This window comes from Pseudomonas sp. ES1 (genome assembly GCF_050586605.1).
GTDB lineage: Bacteria > Pseudomonadota > Gammaproteobacteria > Pseudomonadales > Pseudomonadaceae > Aquipseudomonas > Aquipseudomonas sichuanensis.
Genome location: NZ_JBOBDM010000009.1, coordinates 77,173 through 95,501 on the forward strand (window position 1 = coordinate 77,173; position 18,329 = coordinate 95,501).

Annotated in this window: 16 protein-coding genes, 1 other RNA gene and 1 pseudogene; 11 read left to right on the forward strand and 7 right to left on the reverse strand. The window is 56.7% G+C overall.

Going from position 1 to position 18,329, the window contains the following annotated elements; all coding sequences use genetic code 11:
* Positions 1–260 precede the first annotated feature (260 nt).
* The 5 genes from ACQ4N9_RS05945 (at position 261) to ACQ4N9_RS05965 (ending at position 3,110) form a co-directional block, all read left to right on the forward strand.
* Positions 261–500 carry a hypothetical protein gene (locus ACQ4N9_RS05945; RefSeq protein WP_125857381.1) on the forward strand — a complete coding sequence of 80 codons (240 nt, stop codon included), beginning with the start codon at positions 261–263 and terminating at the stop codon, positions 498–500.
* Positions 497–742 (forward strand): DUF3077 domain-containing protein, encoded by a 246-nt coding sequence (locus tag ACQ4N9_RS05950; protein WP_258705681.1) that lies wholly within the window; start codon positions 497–499, stop codon positions 740–742. The genes ACQ4N9_RS05945 and ACQ4N9_RS05950 overlap by 4 nt, the downstream gene beginning before the upstream one ends.
* A 147-nt stretch (positions 743–889) precedes the next feature.
* On the forward strand, positions 890–1,183 hold the full coding sequence (locus tag ACQ4N9_RS05955; RefSeq protein WP_125462523.1) for a hypothetical protein: 294 nt from the start codon (positions 890–892) through the stop codon (positions 1,181–1,183).
* A 94-nt stretch (positions 1,184–1,277) separates the two neighbouring features.
* Positions 1,278–1,669, forward strand: a transfer-messenger RNA (tmRNA) gene (gene ssrA / locus ACQ4N9_RS05960).
* A gap of 184 nt (positions 1,670–1,853) precedes the next feature.
* Positions 1,854–3,110, forward strand: a complete 1,257-nt coding sequence (locus ACQ4N9_RS05965; RefSeq protein ID WP_430932420.1) for an integrase domain-containing protein — start codon at positions 1,854–1,856, stop codon at positions 3,108–3,110.
* 208 nt (positions 3,111–3,318) lie between these two features.
* Here the strand turns inward: ACQ4N9_RS05965 and ACQ4N9_RS05970 are convergent, their stop codons facing one another.
* Genes ACQ4N9_RS05970 through ACQ4N9_RS05980 form a run of 3 tightly spaced genes read right to left on the reverse strand, consistent with a single transcriptional unit; the run spans position 3,319 to position 5,738 of the window.
* Positions 3,319–3,813 (reverse strand): hypothetical protein, encoded by a 495-nt coding sequence (locus tag ACQ4N9_RS05970; protein ID WP_430932390.1) that lies wholly within the window; start codon positions 3,811–3,813, stop codon positions 3,319–3,321.
* A 14-nt stretch (positions 3,814–3,827) separates the two neighbouring features.
* The gene (locus ACQ4N9_RS05975) at positions 3,828–4,328 is read right to left on the reverse strand and encodes a hypothetical protein (RefSeq protein WP_152989702.1); all 501 of its coding nucleotides are present in this window, start codon (positions 4,326–4,328) and stop codon (positions 3,828–3,830) included.
* Between the two features lie 12 nt (positions 4,329–4,340).
* Positions 4,341–5,738: a hypothetical protein gene (locus tag ACQ4N9_RS05980; protein ID WP_430932393.1), complete on the reverse strand. Its 1,398-nt coding sequence runs from the start codon at positions 5,736–5,738 to the stop codon at positions 4,341–4,343.
* A gap of 836 nt (positions 5,739–6,574) precedes the next feature.
* Between ACQ4N9_RS05980 and ACQ4N9_RS05985 the strand changes: the two genes are divergently transcribed.
* The 6 genes and pseudogenes from ACQ4N9_RS05985 to ACQ4N9_RS06010 all read left to right on the forward strand — a co-directional run bounded on the left by ACQ4N9_RS05985 (position 6,575) and on the right by ACQ4N9_RS06010 (position 9,647).
* Positions 6,575–6,847 (forward strand): hypothetical protein, encoded by a 273-nt coding sequence (locus ACQ4N9_RS05985; protein WP_430932422.1) that lies wholly within the window; start codon positions 6,575–6,577, stop codon positions 6,845–6,847.
* A gap of 75 nt (positions 6,848–6,922) precedes the next feature.
* Positions 6,923–7,891: a DUF932 domain-containing protein gene (locus ACQ4N9_RS05990; protein WP_430932395.1), complete on the forward strand. Its 969-nt coding sequence runs from the start codon at positions 6,923–6,925 to the stop codon at positions 7,889–7,891.
* 31 nt (positions 7,892–7,922) lie between these two features.
* Positions 7,923–8,579, forward strand: a pseudogene (locus tag ACQ4N9_RS05995) (hypothetical protein); the annotation flags it as partial.
* Positions 8,551–9,048: a RadC family protein gene (gene radC / locus ACQ4N9_RS06000; RefSeq protein ID WP_430932397.1), complete on the forward strand. Its 498-nt coding sequence runs from the start codon at positions 8,551–8,553 to the stop codon at positions 9,046–9,048. The pseudogene ACQ4N9_RS05995 and the gene radC, both read left to right, overlap by 29 nt.
* An 11-nt stretch (positions 9,049–9,059) precedes the next feature.
* On the forward strand, positions 9,060–9,221 hold the full coding sequence (locus tag ACQ4N9_RS06005; protein ID WP_312352335.1) for a hypothetical protein: 162 nt from the start codon (positions 9,060–9,062) through the stop codon (positions 9,219–9,221).
* Positions 9,222–9,344: 123 nt separating this feature from the next.
* Positions 9,345–9,647 carry a hypothetical protein gene (locus ACQ4N9_RS06010; RefSeq protein WP_312352336.1) on the forward strand — a complete coding sequence of 101 codons (303 nt, stop codon included), beginning with the start codon at positions 9,345–9,347 and terminating at the stop codon, positions 9,645–9,647.
* A 47-nt stretch (positions 9,648–9,694) separates the two neighbouring features.
* Here the strand turns inward: ACQ4N9_RS06010 and brxL are convergent, their stop codons facing one another.
* Genes brxL through pglX form a run of 4 tightly spaced genes read right to left on the reverse strand, consistent with a single transcriptional unit; the run spans position 9,695 to position 18,326 of the window.
* Entirely contained in the window at positions 9,695–11,773 is a 2,079-nt protein-coding gene (gene brxL, locus ACQ4N9_RS06015) for a BREX system Lon protease-like protein BrxL (protein WP_430932400.1), read from the reverse strand.
* Positions 11,774–11,776: 3 nt separating this feature from the next.
* Positions 11,777–14,299, reverse strand: a complete 2,523-nt coding sequence (locus ACQ4N9_RS06020; protein ID WP_430932402.1) for a PglZ domain-containing protein — start codon at positions 14,297–14,299, stop codon at positions 11,777–11,779.
* Positions 14,299–14,445, reverse strand: a complete 147-nt coding sequence (locus ACQ4N9_RS06025) for a hypothetical protein (protein WP_430932404.1) — start codon at positions 14,443–14,445, stop codon at positions 14,299–14,301. Before ACQ4N9_RS06025 ends, ACQ4N9_RS06020 begins: the two co-directional genes overlap by 1 nt.
* Complete coding sequence (gene pglX / locus ACQ4N9_RS06030; protein ID WP_430932406.1) at positions 14,442–18,326, reverse strand: BREX-1 system adenine-specific DNA-methyltransferase PglX; 3,885 nt, start codon at positions 18,324–18,326, stop codon at positions 14,442–14,444. The genes ACQ4N9_RS06025 and pglX overlap by 4 nt, the downstream gene beginning before the upstream one ends.
* Positions 18,327–18,329: the final 3 nt, after the last annotated feature.

Below are 18,329 nucleotides of genomic sequence, written 5' to 3' on the forward strand. Positions count from 1 at the left end.
GCACCTGCCGGAAGTTGCTGCGTTGTCGGGGAAATCCCTCAGGGCTAACTTCACCCAGTCGCCACATTTGGTGACCGGGTGTGAGAACCCGACGCGAAAAGTCTACGGCAACTCTGTTATGGCAGCCGTGCCCGGGCAGACTTCGGTCTGGCCGAGGTTCACTTCCGCGTCGGTTTCTCACCCCGTGTACGGCTGCCACCCCTCGTCCCGTGAGAAAGGCATGGACGGCAGCTTCCATGAACTACGCGGAAGTGTTAACCATGAAAAAGATCGTCCCCGACCCACCCCGTTTCTTCCCTTACCTGTCCATCTCCCCCGACCTCACCCCCGAAGCCGCCCGCGCCGAAGCCACCTCCCTGATGGCCTGCCTGCGCGAAGTCCTCGACATGTACTTCGACACCAACAGCGAAGAACAGCGCCATACCCTGCTGAACACCTGCATCTACCTCAACCAGTTGCTCTACCCCCTGATCCGCCACGAAACAGGAGCGCAGCCATGACCGAGCCCACCAACCACTGGACCACCTCAGGCACCACCACCTGCCTGGAGCTTTACCGCATCCAGCCCGGCATCCCCTTCCAGCATGCCTTCAGCGAACTCTCGGTATTGCTAGGCTGCATCCGCCACCTCACCTGCGAAGCCGAAATGGAAGGCGACCTGATCGCCGGCGGCACCGCCCGCATCCTCAGCGCCATGGCCAAGGCCCTGATCGACGACATGGAAATCGGCATGGGTCACTGACCCCACAGCCAACGCCGGCCCCTGTGGGAGCCGGCTTGCCGGCGATGCGAGGGCAAAGCCCTCGCCCCCAACCCGATTGAACCCTCACCAATCCCCGGCAGTCCACCCAACAGGCCCACCTTCCCGAGGCCTCACGAGGAGACACCCATGAAAGGTACTGCGCTATCCGCCCTGTTCGCGGCCGCCACCCTGCTGGCCTCGCCCGTATTCGCCGCCGATGACCTGTGCGCCCTCAACCTGCAGAAGATCGACGACGCCATGGCCACCGCCGGCGCCACCTCCGAAGGCATGGACAAAGCCGTCACCGAACACGTCGACAAAGCCAAGGCCGCCCAGGCCTCGGGCGATACCAAGGAATGCATCGCCATCACCAGCAAGGTGCTAGAACGCCTGGAAAAAACCGAAAAAGGCGGCGGTGGTGCCAGCGGCAGCGGTGCCTGAGCCCTGCGCAGGGCGGCGACAGTCGACGCCGCCCGCTCAAGGGCGTATACTCCGTCCTACGTGCCGAAAGGTACGGTCAGCTAGAGCTGAGTGTGGGGCCGATTAGGATTCGACGCCGGTAGCGAAACTCTAGGTGCATGCCGAGTTGGTAACAGAACTCGTAAATCCACTGTTGCAACTTTCTATAGTTGCCAATGACGAAAACTACGAGGGCTACGCTCTCGCTGCGTAAGCAGCTGAGCCCGCTCTCCTGGTAGCTTCGGCTCCAGCAATCATCAGGGGATGCCTGTAAACCCGAAATGATTGTCATACAGAACAGGATCGTCGTGCAGCACGTTGGGGGCGAAGCGACTAAAACTTACCCAACTCATCCAAAGCACCCTGCCCGTCGGGCGGCTGCGGATTAAATCAGTAGACACGGCTAAGCATGTAGTACCGACAGCGGAGTACTGGCGGACGGGGGTTCAAATCCCCCCGGCTCCACCAAATTTACATCTAAAGACGTCCACGGACGTCTTTTTTTTTGCCTGAAAGCCAGTAAGTACGCGGCTTTCTACGCCATCGGCGTCCACGGACGTCCATGAGCAGCTACACCTTTTGGCATTCCAAATGGCATTCCAAGCCCGTAGGTGCTAATTTTTGGAATGCCATAATCAAGTCTGGAATGCCAATGTGCGCACAAGCTACCCGCCTCTCTGAACTCAAAGTCAAATCTGCCAAGCCTGCTGAAAAGGACTACGTCCTATTTGATGGCGGCGGACTTCAAATGCGAGTGAGAAGCAATGGCTCTAAGCTGTGGAACTTCAACTATCGACACCCTGTGACGAAGAAGCGGATCAACATGGGACTAGGAACCTTCCCTGAAGTCTCGTTAGCGCAAGCACGCAAGGGTTCCGTTGAAGCGAGGGAAGCACTTGCCCACGGCATCGACCCTAAAGAGAAACGGGATGCTGTGCTGCAAGCTAAACAAGCTGCGACTGAGCACACATTCCAGAATGTGGCGACGTCCTGGTATGAGCTGAAGAAAGATGCTGTGACGCCGGCCTACGCTGAGGACATCTGGCGCTCACTAACGTTGCACGTATTCCCGGATTTGGGCTCCACACCGATCTCAGCCATCAGCGCACCGCAAGTCATCAACCTGCTCCGGCCACTCGAAACCAAGGGCAGCCTTGAAACCGTGAAGCGGCTGACGCAGAGGCTCAACGAAATCATGACCTACGGGGTCAACTCGGGACTGATCCACGCGAACCCGCTCAGCGGTATCCGCTCCGTCTTCAAGAAACCGAAAACGAAAAATATGGCGGCACTGCCCCCCGATGAGCTGAAAGAGCTCATGGTGGCAATTGCCAATGCCAGCATCAAAAGAACAACCCGCTGCCTAATCGAATGGCAGCTCCACACCATGACCCGGCCAGTCGAGGCAGCAACCACCTGCTGGGCAGATATCGACATCGAGAAGAAGATCTGGACGATCCCTGCGGAGCGTATGAAGAAGCGCCGCACGCACATTGTCCCGCTTACAGAGCAGGCTCTCGCGCTCCTGGAAGCGATCAAACCCTACAGCGGACATCGGGAGTATGTGTTCCCCGCAGACCGGAACCCCCGCACCCACTGCAACAGCCAGACTGCCAACATGGCGCTGAAGCGAATGGGCTTCGAGGGGCGTCTGGTCAGCCACGGCATGCGCTCGATGGCCAGCACCATCCTCAACGAGCATGGCTGGGATCCCGAATTAATCGAGGTAGCACTTGCCCACGTCGATAAGGACGAGGTTCGCAGCGCCTACAACCGTGCGGACTACATCGAACGGAGACGCCCAATGATGGCCTGGTGGAGTGAGCACATCCAGGAATCAGCGACGGGCAATCTATCGGTGTCAGCTATCCAGGAGAATCGGGACAGAAAAGTCGTTTTGATACGCTGACCATCAAACTGCCCCAAAGTAACCGGTCGCAACAGGCTACAAAAGGCCAGAAGCGGTCAATTTAGGGCGATTGGTTTCGGCTGTGAATCAGCCGATCAATGCAACTCATAAGCTAAACCTGACTGCCGGTGTCACATAGTTATCGATGAGCCTACCCTATGGCTGTGGAGGTTAAGGTGATGCCCGCCAGCAATAGCATGAACATTAATTAGCGTTTCCCTGGCTGGACCAAGTCGACCATACGACCGACCATGACCTCAATGCTTGCCCGAATCTGCCGTTGATGGTCGTCGTCGATCAACGAAGGATCCATGACCTCTTCGAGTTTCTCGAAGGCTTTCAGAACCGGCGTGAGGACACTGTCGACCTGGTTCAATCGCTGGAGCTCAGGCGCCGTTTGTGCTTTGACTTTTTCGAGGTCTGCCTGAGCTTTCTGCACTTCTTTTTCAGCTAACTTGACGCGTTGCTTCCACTCAGTAGACGTTTTTTTCAATTCGACAGCTGATTGCAGCACACCAACCAGGTCGCGAAGCAGCCCAATGCCTTCAGTCAGCACTTGGGCGCGATCTCCACTAAACGCGGTTTCACGCTTGATTTGCTCCTGCAATGTTTTTTCCTTGGCAAGGTCAAGGGCATCGCTCGACTTGCTGACCGCGCTGGGTTTGGCGAGGCTGGCCGGCAGTTTGAATCGCTCATTGGACATGGCTAAGACTCCGTTCAATTAACACTGGTATTGAAATATTCCACACTGCGGCGCAGCCCTTGGTCTGCTTCCATCAAACGCTCAAACGCCGAGTCAAATGACCGAGCATCTGGCAAATCGCTGCTCCTTATCAACGACAACTCATCCAAACAATGACGTGTCAGTTGCACGCATTGAAGCGTCATCCGTCCCACCACCTGGCGAACTTTTGCTGCTTGTTCCATTTCTTTTCGAGCCAGGTCAATGTCTTGGGCCAGCGCTGCACGCTCAAGCTCGAGACGCTTTTCTTCTTGGGGAATCAAAGCTTTTAGACCGTCTCGGTGCGCACGGGCTTGGCGCAATTTCAAGTAAGAGTCGATAGCTCCCAATACTGCGGATGCTGCTTCGATGCTCATCAAAACCGGATTGGCACCGGCCGAGGCTTTTTTCAGGCCCTCTTTAATGCCATGTCGGCTGGCGGCGGAGATGAAGGTCTTTGTAAAGTAGAACGCATGCCTTGGTATCTGAGTGCTCATAATTTTTCCATTTCAAAGCTGTACCCAACACCATGTACCAGTGCCTGCCTTTGCCACACGCTGGGCGATGTCAGGAGACATGTGTTGAGTGAAGTCCTCCTCACACACGTCAGCCTCTTGGGCTTTGATGCGACCATTCCGTGGCGCCCATACGGTGCGGGTTGCGGGCTCCCAGAAGAGTGGTTGCCCTGCTTCCAGATAACGAACCATAAGCAACGCGTCGCACCCTTTCTCTCTGGGCGCAGGCCTGAACGGTGGTTTTCCAACTGGTTGAAAGTTTTTCCACAGGCCTGCAAGCACCCAATGCAACGGCACATCAAGTTCCAGGGCTCTCCAGTTTGGGGTTTGAGACAAGAACACGCGAACGTGGGGATTTCGGAGCATGGCAGTCAGTTGCTCGCCTTGCGCCTCGCTGATTTGAGCGCGCATCAGCAAATTATCCGGCAGTTCGCTGCCCCTTAAACGCATGAAGCGCTTCTGCTGTTTATGGCTGAATACGGGCGCTGGAAGATGGCGAGGGTATGTTTGAGCCACTGCATGATTTGGGTGAATTTGCTGATCGGCAGGTGCTGCGCTTGCAAACAATCCACCGACGCCAGCGTCATTGAGCAGTTTTGAGGTGGCCACGCCTGCCAACAATCGTTCGCCCGAGCGCCTGATGATTTGTCCCTCTACCAGGTCTTCCTCGACAAGCAACTCAACGATGTCTTGGACTGAAATCAACGGCAAGCCAGTCAGCTCGGCAATTTCATTGACGTTCAATTGTTGACCCAGTGCTTCAAGGACAAAAAGCCCTACGGCATCACAACGTCGGGGCACCCGGGCAAATGTGCGCACCTGAAATTCCATCGCTTTAAAATACAACGAGATGCACGGTGACTCTGGTCGCAGCGAGCAAGCCTTGATGCTTGCGGTAACACGCCCCTTGCGGGCACGTTTGTCAGTGAGCCAATTCTCCTCAAGCAGAAGATTGCTGATCTGCACGTTGTGCTCTTGAGCGATATTCAGAGCTTCAGAAGGATGATCAATCCAGCTCCAACTGATCTCGGCCAATGGTACCCAGAGGCGCAGTTGCCCGGCCATCAGCCAGGCGCCTCGATCATCAAAACGCTCTACCTGCGCCTTCACGATAGTGCCTGGTTGCAGATTGCTCAAAGCATTGCGTAGCCGAGCCTCAGCTAGCGCATGGACACTCCCCTTCCAGCCCTTTTCATCAAGGCTGGTTAATACGAACTCCAGGTGGTCGCCCACGCTAAATAGGCTTACTGGGTTTTCGACCTTGGCGTTTGTGCTCAACAATTCATGCTGAGGAATCAAGACAGATGTGTCCTGATACTTTACGAGCACAGATTTTGGCAAAATTTTTACCACGCTGCCTGCGACAATCCTTCCGCAATTTTCTCGACCCATCGGCGCACTCGTTTCTCTCGCTGGACGAGAGGCCGTAGCCGTCCGACTCGAGCGCTCCGACCGAGAATTACGTTCTGAAGGAGAAGGCTCAAGCACGCTCAGCAGGCGTGAAAGAAAATCAAGCAATCCAGCATCTCCATCCATTGATAGGCTGTTTAATAGCGCCGTTAACATCATGTTTAGGACTGCCCATGAGTGTTTTGCACTCAGGCTTTTTGGGGGCCATGGCAATACCACCGGCCAAGATTGGGTTGTGCCTAGTGGGTTGCAGTAAAACGTAAAGACAGTCGCACACTACATGGAGCACCACTGGCTTGGCACGACGATAATCTTATCCCCCTCCTCCCTGCAGAATCCGCGAATTCGCTAAAGTCCTTACGATGGAGGCTTTATGCCACGCCCAACCCCATTGGAAGGTAATACCTCAGGTGCCGAACGGCAAGAGGGTGGCTAGGCCGAGTACTCGCTATGAGCCGCAATGAAATAAACGTAAGGAAGTGACGCGCCCGCCAGCAGCGTCGCCACCTCACAGCCTCAAAAAATGCAGTACCTACCTAGCCACAAGAAGGAGCAAGTGCTCGGAATAGTCACCCGTATTGGTTGTTTGCAGCTCTTCGTGACAGACAGCTATCGGCTAAGGCCCCCTAGATCAGACGTCCAGTTTTGGCCGACTGTTGCCCGTTATGCCATTGGTTTCGCTGCTGAAAGCGGCCATTCGATTCGAGAAAATCTCAATCACACATTACCGCAATGACATCACCACCCTGGAGGTTCGTCCCATGTCATTGCAGTGCCCCAAATGTCACTCCCCAAAAGTCGCTTCCTTCCATCACGCCATGAAAGTCGGCGCGACCATCGGCACCGTGGGCGGTGTTGCGCGTGGCGTCAGCGCGGCTCTAGCTGGTGGCCAGACCGGCGCAGCCATCGGCGCTATCGCCGGACCGGTCGGCATTACCCTCGGCTCCGTATCGGGTGCCATCCTCAGCGGTCTGGCCGGCGGTGTCGGTGGCTGTGCACTCGGCGCTCAGCTCGGTGAATCACTCGACCGCCACGTCCTGGCCCACAACCTCTGCCTGCTCTGTGGTCATCGCTTCAACCTGCCGGCCTGATTGGCCCTCTCTCCTTCCATTTATTCGTCCGGTCACAGCGCTTTATGCCGGCCTGCACTCAAAGGAATCACTCACATGGCACATCTCATCGAAACCATGGCCTACGCTGGCGCTACCCCGTGGCATGGCCTGGGCAATCAGCTCACTCAGAAGCAACCTATCGAAGTCTGGCAACGCGAAGCTGGTATGGACTGGCAGATTCAGGAAAGCCCCGTGCATTTCAAATCGGATGCCGTCGGCCACCTGGGCGCGATCCACTCCTTCCCCGAGCAAAAGGTGCTCTACCGCTCCGACAGCAAAGCGCCGCTGTCGGTGGTCTCTCAGCGCTACCACACGGTGCAGCCCCGAGAGGTACTCGAATTTTATCGTGACCTCACAGAGGTCTCCGGCTATGAATTGGAAACGGCCGGCGTACTCAAGGGCGGACGCAAGTTCTGGGCGCTGGCGCGTACCGGGCAAGTCGTGGCGCTCAAGGGCAACAACCAAGTGAATGGCTATCTGCTGCTGGCGACCTCCTGCGACGGCACCCTGGCCACCACCGCCACGCCAACTACCGTGCGGGTGGTCTGCAACAACACCCTGACCATCGCCCTGGACGGCACCAGCCGAGCGATCAAGGTGCCGCACAACACCCGCTTCGACCCCAAGGCGGTAAAGAAGCAACTCGGTATCGCCGTCTCGCAATGGGACGACTTCATGTACCGCATGCGCGCGCTGGCCGAGCGCCGAGTGCAGTGGCATGAGGCGCTGGGCTTCTTTATGAACGTGCTGTGCGAGACCAGCCCGACCGGTGCTCTGCCGGAGCAACTGCCCAACGAGCGTGCCCTGGGCAAGGTCCAGGAACTGTACGAAGGCCATGGTCGCGGTAGCCAGCTGGACTCGGCACGCGGCACCGCCTGGGGCTTGCTCAATGCCGTGACCGAGTTTGTCGACCACGAACGCCGCGCGCGTAGCAACGAGTACCGCATGGACTCGGCCTGGTTCGGCCAGGGCGCGCAGATCAAGCAACGCGCCTTGGATGCCGCGCTGCAGCTCGCCGCTTAACTCTCACTTACCTCTTCCCTCGCGCCCGGTCAACGGTGAGACCTGCAAGCGCATCACCCAAGACGGTATGCAGTCGCTGCCCTGCCCTTCGCCGGATGCCTGCCCATTGGCCAAGGGTAATGCCTGCAGGCCCTACGGACGGCTGAACGTGGTCATTGGCGATGAGGATCCGCTCGGTAGCTTTGTGTTTCGCACCACTGGCTTCAACAGCATCCGCACCCTCGCCGCCCGGCTGCATTACCTCCAGGCCATCTCGGGCAACCGCCTGGCGTGCCTGCCGCTGGAACTGCGCCTGCGTGGTAAGTCCACCCGCCAGAGCCATGGGACGCCGATCTTCTACGTCGACCTGACGGTACGCAGTGGTTTGGACATGGCCGAGGCGCTGCAGGCCGCCAACGAGCTCGATGCGCAGCGGCAAGCAACAAGCTTCGATCAAGCCGCGCTGGATGAAGCCGCGCAGCGTGGCTTCGCCAATGGCGCGTTCGAGGACAGCGAGGAAGACGCCAGCACCATCGTCGAGGAGTTCTACCCCGTCGAGGAAAGCCAATCCCCAGCCGCCAACCCTCCCCAGCGATCTGCGAAAAACAGCCTGGCCGAGAGGCTGGAGGCGCAAGCCAAGCGCCATACCCCATGGATTGATCACCACCAAGGAGCAGACCATGCGACTGCACAAGCTGAAAGCCAGTGACTCGACCGGCACCTACCTGGTCGAGTCGCCGGTCACCGAAACCGAAATTCTATTGATGGCCCAGCAGTTGGCGAATCTGCGTCTGCGCCGGGGGCGAGTACTGACCTCACCAAAGGAAGTGTTCAGCCACCTGCAGGCGCTGCTGAGCAATTACGAGCATGAAGTCTTTGCCCTTCTCCACCTTGATAGCCGACATCGAGTTATCGCCTTCCAGGAAATTTTCAGGGGCACGCTCGACGGCGCCAGCGTTTATCCACGCGAGGTTGTTAAGGCAGCCCTGGAGCACAACGCCGCCGCCATAGTCTTGGTGCACAACCATCCCTCTGGCGACCCTGAACCCAGCCAGGCGGACCGCAACCTGACCCACAAACTGAAGGAGGCACTGAACCTGGTCGGAGTGCGGACGCTGGACCACATCATCGTGGGCCGCGAAGGCAGTGTGTCATTGACCGAGCTGGGCTACCTGTGAGGAATACGAAAATGAAGCTACTGCGTGTCTTTGCTGCAGTTTTCATTTTCGCAGGCATCCTTGCAGGCTGCCTGGCGCTTATGCTGCTGGTGATTCTGATGGTGCGCTTTCCGCCACTGCTCTTCGTCGTGTTGCTGGCGTGTTGGATGCTAAGCTGGTTGCAGCGGGGCTAATTCGATAGGCACATGTTCAGGTAGAGTCGCTTGTCTGCGACTCTACCTGAACAGATCCGGGGATGTTCTTTTTTTACCAGTCAGGCAGAATCCAGCGCCCAGCTGAACTATAGACAAGCACTGATGAAACTACTCAACACCTACGACGACCGGGACGAAGCCGAAGCTGCTGCCGAAATGCTTAGTGGGGACAAACGCTTGGCCAGCGAACGCGACGCCACCGTGGTCATCTACAACCTCTTCGGCATTCCCAGTTGGGGCAACTTCCACCGTCTGGGCATGTACAACCTGGACGAACTGAAGAGACTGCTGGAGCGCCGTCCCACATGGCAGCCCGCCGATCAAGCTCAGCATGTCGAGATCCTCTCTACGCTAAATACCGTGGCGAAGAACTACGAAATCAAGTTGCCAGAGCACTGGCTGTGACTGCCCGAACAAAGCTCTCAACGAGAACTCCGCTCGACAGCCCGCAGTCACCCCTTCGCCTTGAAGATATCGACCTTAGTCTCCAGGCAGCGCCGCAGAGTCAGGTCGTTCGCTCCAATGCCAAACCAGCTGTCCGGCTTCTGAAAGAAGTCAAGGCCACGGCCGATCTTGATCACCCAGCCAGTGTCGATGCGGATCTCGCGGTCGTGCAGGTTCTCGTTGATCCTGACCTCCAGAGCGATATCCATCTCTAACAAGCTCTGCTTGAGTTCTTCCAGACGCTCCGCAGCATCCTTGAGGTCGGTGTCCTGGTCATAGCTCGTGGTCAGCTTGATGGATCTAACCGTGGGTGACTTGATCACCGCCTCGCAGAAACGCACGAAGTTATGGATCTGGTGGTTGGCTCGAATATAGGGATCTTCGATTTCCACGTTCTTCGCTCCCCTTAGGTAGGGAAGCAATATCGATTCGTAGCTGTAGCCAGTATCACCGTAGTGGATGGTGTAATGCTGCTCTTGCAGCTCTGCTTCGTCGACAGAGGCCGCAACCAAAAGCGGCTGCTCAACCGTGGCGAAAGCTGCCACAACCGGCTGATCGACGGACACAGGTGCAATACGCCCCTCCTCCCCGGCACTGGCGTGTATGCTCTTGCGGGTCGGCTCCTGAGTGGCAGGTGCATTACGTGACTCAGGGCAGTAGACCACCACCTCGTTGCCTGAAGCATCGAGGTAAGACAAATTGATCCGCGCATACTCGTCATCGGTCTTACGCTTGTTCATCTGCTCTTTGACACGTCGGCGGCCTTCTACCGCATAGGCCACGTACTCGGCGAACTCTTGGTCGGTCGGTGGTCCATTGGGATGAAGGATCTTCAGGAAGGCACAAACGGTCTTCTTGATGCCCTTCTCGTCACGACCCTCAACCGCCCTGCCCAGTTTGATGCGTTTGCTGACCTCCTCGTAACGGTTGGTCTGCTTCAACTGGTAGTGGAAAGCTTCGGCAAGGTAATCGGTGATGAAACCGTAATGACTGGTCAGGAATTCACTGCTGTTCTTCGGCATTTCCCAGCCCGGCAGGTAACATGCGAAACGATCCTGTACCGCCAGGTCGAACTCCTTGGGCAACGGCTGGAACAGATCATGAACTTCCGAGTTGACGACCTGCTCGACTGAAAGATCCAGATTCCCCACGAAGGCCATGGAGGCATCGGCAATGACCTCAACACCACGAGAGAAACGCCCATTGGCCATGAAGTCCTTCATGATCTGGATGGTGTCCTGGTCCTTGACCTTGATTCCGCCCACCTCATCAAATGCCACCGTATCCCAGTAACCTACCAGTCCGATCTTGTGACGCTGGTTGTTGTAGAACAGGGTGGCCTTGGTGGTCTGGCCACCGCTGATCAGCGTCGAGTAGGGCGAAAACTCGCTGAAAAAGTAGGACTTGCCGGTACCTCGCGGCCCCAGCTCGATAAAGTTGTAGTTGGGCTCAATCAGCGGGGCCAGCCTGGCAATGAAGTGCAGCTTGACTCGCTGCGCCAACTTGCTCGGCTCCAACCCCACAGAGCGCAGCACCACATCCAGCCATTCGTCCCGAGTGAATTGCTCGCGCCCCTCGCAGTAACGCTCGAAGTCGAAGCGACTCATCTGGATCGGGCGCAGATCTTCGATGTAGAAGGCGTAGTCGTCGTCTTCGATCTCGTTAAAGGCCAGGGTCACCTCAGCCCACAGACCGCCTTGCAACAGACGGTCGTGGTCGCGGTAGTACTTCTCGCTGATTGCCACCTTGCGAGAGTCGAAGTTCTCCAAGGCCGCCCAGTGACGGCGATCCTTCTCCACGTAGTTGACGTGCACCTTGTCGATGAAGCGATGCTTGCCCTTGGTGGCCACCTTCGACTGGGCTGCGTTCGCCTCGTTGGGCCGCACGTAGTTCTCGTTGAGGGTGTCGAGAACCGCCTCCAGGCCTGCCTGGATCTCCGAGTCATCGTCGCTAGCACAAAAGCGCGCCAGGAGGAACTCCAGTACGAAGGTAGGCACGTTGGTGCCCTTCTTGATCCGATGCAGCAGATCCTTGCGCACCACCTTGCCGTCGAACGTCGACGTGAGCTTCTGATCCAGGGTATCCATGGTTTACACCGCGTAGTCCGTTTCCAGCTCGATCTGGCTGTAAATGGCGTTGGTCTTCGGGTTCAGTGCCTTCACCTTGAATTTGCCCTCAAACTCCATCTGCATCTTCAGAGTGACCTGCACCCTTTCCCCGGCCTTGAGCGTCAGCGTACCAGTTGCTGGGTTCACAGCACCACCAGCCTTGCCCTCACCCACCACCTCGCCCTTGCTGCTGTGAGCCTCCAGCAGGATCTCGAAGTCACTCTCGGTCGAGAATATGTCTGCGGCCTCAACAGCTACCTCGATCACCGGCACCCGCGTGGTAATGCGCTTGGCGCCGTTCTTGTAAGAGATGCTGATCGCCGCCTTGTTGAGGCTCGGCTGCCCCTGGGCTTTCAACTGCATGGTGATGACCGGTACCACGCACTCTTGCAGTGAAGCACCGCCGTGATAGTACAGCAGCCCACTGCGATAAGCGGCGAGCGTTTGCGGCCCGGCGAACTTGGCAAAGTCTCCACGGATACCCAGCTTGTCGGCCCCCATCACCAGGTGGTTGGCGTCTGCGCTGCCATCACCCAGAGCGCAGCGGTCATGCACGACCAGCCAGTTACCGATCGGCTTGCTGCACACGTCCCCTGCCCCCGCATGGTTGTTCATGAAGAACCCATGGTCGGTGGCAATCACGACTTCATGAAAGCCACGCTGGGTCAGCTTATGGACAGCCACCCGGATACGCTTGAGGGCGTTTGTTATTTCCGCAGGCGCGGTATCCGGATGATTCTCGAAGTGGCTGTCGATCTCCACTGCACGCAGTACCAGTAAGTCGATGTCAGCACCAAAATCGATCCGATCCCGGACGAAGTCTTCTAACCGACCTTCGGCAAACCGCTGGCCATAACGTTTCCTGAACACCTCCATGCGCTGCGCTACGGTGTTGACCAATTGATCGCCCAGCATGGGCTGAATGCTCTGCTCAGCATTGCGCAGGAACAGCTGCTGACCTGCCCCCGGCAACAAGCTGGCCATGCCAACTGGAGTCACACTGGGCAACTGCGCCAAAGCGGTACTCAGCTCGACAACACCATCCTCTGCCAGTTGCCTTTCCAACGCTACGCCCAGCTCGTAGCGAAGGGCATCGATCATCAGGTAGGCGACCTTACGACCGTTCTGTTGCAGCTTGGGCGCAACCAGCCGATCAAATACATCCGCGTTGGCGAGATACCCCGGCAATGGCCAGCCGCTACTCTGCAAATGGCGGGTGAAGACGACCTGCACCTTCTCAGCCAGCTTGCCGTACTGCTTTCGGGCCTGTTGCTTGACAGGCGTCATCACCCCATCGGCATCCTGCCACTCGAAATCGCTGACGGCCTGTTCGAACTCGCGATGCAGACGATCGCCCTCGCGCAGCGAGCCCACGTAGAACTCCAGCAAGGCATCCAAGTTGCGAGTGTGATCGCCCAGCTGACGATCCAGATCTTCACAGCTCTGTATCAGTTCCAGAGCCGAGCGCACCAGATCCCACTGACCATGGCTTTCGCCCTTGCCAGTCCATACAGAGCGCTGGTGCTGCTCAAGAATGCGTCTTACCTGATCGGTGTCATCGTCGAGGATGGCCGCAACAGCACGATTGAGGAAAGTGCGCTCCTCGAAGGGGAAAGTATCCCGCTGGCCTAGATTGACCAACTCGGTGCAGTGATCGACCAGCCCCAGCTCAGCCTCGACTTCCTCGGCCCTGTCGATGTACAGGCTCTGGGTCCGCCAATCATTGCGCAGATCATCACAGAGTCCCTCGATCACAGGTCTGGCGATGCTATCTGCACGTGGAATGTCGGCCAATGCCGCTGGTAATTGCTCGGGCAGATCGAAGACGAACTCGCTGAACAGCACGAAACGCCACAGCTCGCTGGCAATCGAAGACCAAGTCTTGCCCTTGGTCTTCAGCGACAGAGCAATGCTACTCTTCAGCAGGTCACGAGCCTCGCTTACCCAGGTATCACTATTCTTGAGGTCAGCTTCTTGTGAGGCGCTCGGTGCCAACAGGGCGAAAAGGATGTCACGACTGGACTCCACCTTGAGCAAGGCGCGCAGATTCGGCCAACCCAGCCCTCCCCCAACGGCGTCGATCACCGCGAAGCTCGGGTTGGGGTCAGCCTGGAAGATCTGGCGAATGGCAATGGACTGATCGGGCTTGGCCTTCAGACACAGGCTGAGAAAGCTGTCGCTGTCACCACTCGGAAAAATCTCGCCACAGGCGCCATAGATCGCAAAAGGATCGGCTTGCTTGGCCTCCTCGATCAGTGGCTGAGTGACCGGGACATAGACCAGCAGCTTTTCCAGCTGCCCCTTGCCCAGTGCGACCAGTGCCTTGCTGGCCTGCTCGCGGCTGAGGATGCTGCTCACGGATGCATCTACCACCTCGCAACGCTCATCAGCCAGCGCCAGGCAGGTTTCCCTATAGCGCCGCTCCGGGTCGTAAACAACCAATACGCCGCGCTTCGACAGACGCGGCGCGAAAATTTCCTGTTGTATGAAGATCTGAATATTCATCAAACAACAGCCCCTTCAACAGCAATGAGTACTCGCCAGAGGCCGGGCTGGTCAGGAGACTCGCCGTTTGCCAACTGCTTCATTGCAGCCTCAACTAACATGGCTCGGTTGTCCTGGGCTTTTCTGGACTGTTGCATGGTGCTCATTCGGCGCTCCCTGCTTTCTTGCGGCCACGAGCCTTAGCTGCTGGCTTTAGATCGGGCTCGATATAGAGGTGTTCCAGGTTGTGTGCAATGGCCAGCGACTTGTCGGTGATGCACTTGTCGCGCACGCGCTGCGGCCAGTAGTTCATCGCTAGATGCGCCCAGTCATAGTCGCCCTTATCCAGCTTTGCCCAGGTGTCTTTAAGCACTTTCTGCCAGGGCTTAAGGCGGAACAGCTTCCACAGCGGAGCGGCAGTGATCTGTACACCATCGTCGTGATGGGGGCGGTAGTTAGGGGCGATTTCTAGCAAGCTGTCGCGCAGGTCAGCGAGCTCGTGCTCCAGGCTGGACAGTTCCTCCAGACGTTTTTCGTCCTGCCTACTACGGCCGGTGCCCTTGTCTCGCAGTCCTTGCGCCTCTCCGCGCACATCCTCTAGCTTGGGATCGACGAAGTCGTTGACGGCGGTGAATAGCGTCTGGTCGCTCAAGCTAGGATAGTAGAGCCACAGTGTATAACTTCCAGAAGCGGTCGAAATCGGCCAGTAAATCGGGGCCTTGCGGCGGCTCTTAGAGTAGCGTTTGAGATGGAGGGCGAAAAAGTCCTTTTGCAGCCAACGGCGCATGTTTTCAGCTAGGGGAACATCGACGGCCTCCAGCACCTTCTCCACCAGGCGGACAAGGTCGTGTGGGTGCCCCAGATCATCAACCAGAATGCCTGCATGCTGATGAAAAGGCGTAGAGCCATTTGGCAACATACCGGGACTTTGAGCTGGAAGCGGGTCAAATGGCCCCAGCTCTGGAGGTGAAGCACGCTCACCAGTGACCAAGTGCCAGTCAAAGCGGCCGAATGCTACACCAATGGCCCATGATTGAGCTGAAGTGACCTCATCAACCATATCGTCACCATCTAAAGGTTCGTCGCTTGATTCGCCATCATCTTCAGCGTCCACAACGCCAGATGGCCTCACCAACGCCTCGTTATGGTCCCGCTGCAAATCGTGAAACTCTTCTGGCGTAAGTCCACAGAGTTCAGCTATTCGCCCATCAAAGGTTGCGCCAATCAACGTCTCTCGATTGAATGGTTGACGCAGCTCATTGGCGACATTGAGTGAAGGAGACGTGAATAAAATTTCGGTTTCGTCACACTTGAAAGTCCTAGCCATCCGCTCACGGACATTCGATATAATTTGCGCAGCATCATTTAAGTCATTAGGTTGCGGCTTAATATAAGGAATTGCCGAGACCATTGAATTTTGGAATTTTGGCTGCCAGAATGCCTCTCCTCGAAACCTCGCAACCGCAGTTGCAAGATTTGAAGACAATAGAGCCGCTAACCAAATTTCATTATTCTGACTGGGATATACCTGGCTTCTCCCCGCCGTCGGAATAACTCCCGCCGGAACCAAATAGGGAACAAGACGACTTGAGCGTAACATGTAACTGAGTGCCGGCTTGAAATAGAAATTTTCTGAGCGAACGTATTTTGAAGGAGAGTCACCTTTCCCGACATGGAAAGCCTTAATCTCTGCTCCATCACGTAGCCAATTCACACATGCATGGATGGATGAAAGTACTGGCGATGCTGCTTCAGTCTTTGAATACCATGCCCACTTTTTTCTATTACTCGCCTGAAGACACTGATTTTGCAATTGTTCAATATTAGAAGTCTCGGTAGGCACAATGATGAAATCGCTATCAACCTCCCACCACAACCTTAGGAATCTAAAGTCGTCGCCGGTCTGCAACCCAACCCGAATCGAACATGCCAATGGATCAACAGCGGAATGACCTGCAATTTTTTTTGCAATTGAATCATTTAGCCAATATACGTAAGGCATATCTTCAAAGATCGAGAATTGCTCGACACGACCTCTAAAAAAATCACTTCCACTGCACCCATTCTTCAGCAGATGAATGGATTCGAGTAAGCCATTGTTTTTGTCACTTCTATTTAGCTCCCGAAAGAAGATAGCCTCTTCCTTTCTTTCGCTCCTCTCCCATGTGACAGCTGCTGTTTCCACCATTGCATCAAGCACGCCCTGCCCAAGATCAACAAAGCTCTCGAGTGAAAGATCTTCTGCCAACACTGTTTTTCGAAATGCAGAGAAGCTTTGTAAGAAAAAACATGTTCGGCTCACGATTGCACCGACACGTCCACTCGGCCTGACCAATTGCGCTGCACGCTCAATAAAATGAGTGAGAATGTTCCCCTTGGATCGTGGCAAGGTGCTTTCAAGATAGCTTTTTGTAGAGCGCGCTGGCTCACCAAATGGGGGGTTCATGACCAAGACGTCAAATCGCTCGCGTGCGAGGTCTATCAGACGCAATCCCTCTAGAGCATCCTGAGCGAATAACCGTCCTTGATAAGTGGATTTTGCTGCCTGGGCAAACTCAACCAGTGCAGTGCGCAGACGCTCTTCAGCCTGCACCCAGTCTTCCTGCTCTTCGGCGGCAAAAAGGCCGGTGCCAGTGCCGAGGTAGATCTGCCGGATCAGACTGGGCAGTTCGCGCTCTACTTGTAGTAGCACGCCGAGCTCCGGAAGCCCTTTGAGCAATTGCAGGGTCTTTTCGAACAACTCGACATCAAGCTTGTCGAGACAGGCGGAGAACTGCTGCCGCAGCTCGCGCTCGGCTGGCGGAGCCACCGCAGCCACGATATGACCACGTCCCACATCCGGGCGCAACTGTGCCTTGACCCCGGCATCATGCCAAGCACGCTGTGCCCGTAGCCACAGCGCCAGAGAGGCTATTTGCGCAGCTCGAGGGTCGATATCTACGCCGTAGATGTTGTGTTCGACGATCAGCCTTGGGATATCGCGGAGATAGGCGTCCCGGTCGGAATAGGTGTGGCAAAGCGGAAACAGGTTGGCATCTGGCTGGGTGGCTACATCGAGCGAACCAGGACCCTGGGTTTGCTCCCAGTCCCAGGCCTCTTGATAGAGCTGTAAGAACAGATCAAAGGCGTACAGACCGAAGTGCATTGACCCGCAGGCTGGATCGAGCAGCTTGAGCGTACGAGGGTCCCTCAAGCGTTCGCCAACTTGCGGTTGCTCGTCCGGCTTAACCAGAAGGTACTGGCAACGTTCGCGCAATTCAGTCAGTCCGCCAGTGGCATTGAACCACAGACGCCCTAGGGTGTTGTCGACTAGGTACTCCACCACATAGCGCGGGGTGAAGAACTGATTACGTACTGCCAACTCTCGGCTGTTGCGCGGTGCCTGACTGGCATCGCGCATGGCTTTGCGCTCCTCTTTGGAGTTGAAGTACTGATAGATCCAGCCGATAGTTTCGTCTTCGCCCCAAAGTGACTGTATTTCGTGGTGATTAAGCACCTCTAGTACCGCCAGCAAAGCAGGCTCGCGTGGGAACAGGCGGCCCTGGGCCGCATAGCGGTCGAACAGCGCCGGCAGATCAATTGCGAACTCATCGAACAGGCTGAACAGAAAAGTACGATAGGCTTCGCCGGTTTCGCCTAAGGCACTCCCAGCGACCATCTTGTACAGTTCAAAAGCCTGGGACTGCTGCCCCTGACTGACCACCGCCGCCGCCAGGAGGCCTCGCGCCTCCATCATTAACAGGGCGGCCAAGCGGTTGAGTACTGTGAAGGCCTGCTCGCGGATGATGCGGTCGATAGCGGCGATTCGATGGGCTTTGTCGTCCTCATCCACGGCCAGGTAGTGCGCGAGCGTGTCGCGCAGCAGTTGGGCGGTCTGCCGATCCTGGTCACTCAGGTGGGCCAGCCGCTCCAGGCTGGCCACCTCGCCGCTATGCGGGTCTATGCCGTAGGCTTGCCGCAACTGGATACTGAACTCGTCACTGAGCAGCCTGCGGCAGTCGCTGACCAGCTTTTGCAGGCGGTTGCGGGTGCTCTGATCAAATGCCATGGT